The sequence below is a fragment of the Vibrio sp. 1180_3 genome, from assembly GCF_029478545.1.
Classification (GTDB): domain Bacteria; phylum Pseudomonadota; class Gammaproteobacteria; order Enterobacterales; family Vibrionaceae; genus Vibrio; species Vibrio aestuarianus.
The window spans coordinates 1-809 of sequence record NZ_SJFM01000144.1 but is presented as its reverse complement, the minus strand read 5'-3'; the positions used below and the strand labels follow the sequence as shown (position 1 = coordinate 809).

The window sequence follows — 809 nt, the reverse complement described above, 5'->3', positions numbered from 1 at the left end:
GATCAATCTCAGGTTGTTCACGAATCCATTTCGACCAAGCCAACTTGCCGAAAACACGAAACGAATTCTCAATGAAATCGTAGCTTGGACCCTAAAAACTGACCAAACACATAACGCCCAATTAAGGGGTGAGCAACGCTACCACCCAAACTAAAGCATTGTACCGTAACCACTAAAATTGAAGTAGAAGCAAAAATGCCAAGCGTTGGGAATCCCTCTTAAATTGTTTGTTATGAGTATTTTGGTTTCCGCCGCCTTTTCCTTTGTTCCAACCAGAGCTCATATTTTCCTTTAAATAAAACCTTGAGCTCTTGATTTGATAAAGGCTTCATTTTGTCAAAGTCAGCTGGTGGCACACCAACTAATTTTTCATCCCAACTTTTAGGATAGTCCTCGTTAGAGATACTAAAGCCAGCCCCACGTACTTTTGAAAAGCCTTTTAATTTGGCAATACGCAAAGTGCATTGAGTTTCAACCAGTTCGGATTTCCACTTAGTTTTTGGGAGTATTTCACTACAATGGACAACTTTAATTGGCTTATGTTTTTTCGTCCAAGCTGAGCCAACCTTGTCGCCCATTTTAAAATGAGTCCAAAGCCTCAAGCCAATGTCTTCAGCGATGCCAACGTAATAATTTTGATTTTCTAGTTCTAAAACATAAACGTACATACTGATGAATACTCATAACGCCCAATTAAGTGGTGAACAACGCACTGGCCAAGCCACTGCATTGCACCGTAAAACACTTTACCTAACGCATAGTAAAACTGCCACGCGTTGAGAATCCACTTGAATTGCTTGTTATGTGAA

Annotated in this window: 1 protein-coding gene; it reads right to left on the bottom strand. The window is 40.2% G+C overall.

Translation table 11 applies throughout. The features are described from left to right. Nucleotides 1–230 precede the first annotated feature (230 nt). Nucleotides 231–668 (bottom strand): GIY-YIG nuclease family protein, encoded by a 438-nt coding sequence (locus tag EYW48_RS21315; RefSeq protein ID WP_123309600.1) that lies wholly within the window; start codon nt 666–668, stop codon nt 231–233. Nucleotides 669–809: the final 141 nt, after the last annotated feature.

What these genes read in the sequence shown, in the direction of transcription:
- EYW48_RS21315 (WP_123309600.1), bottom strand. Translation starts at nt 668, where the DNA reads ATGTACGTTTATGTTTTAGAACTAGAAAATCAAAATTATTACGTTGGC.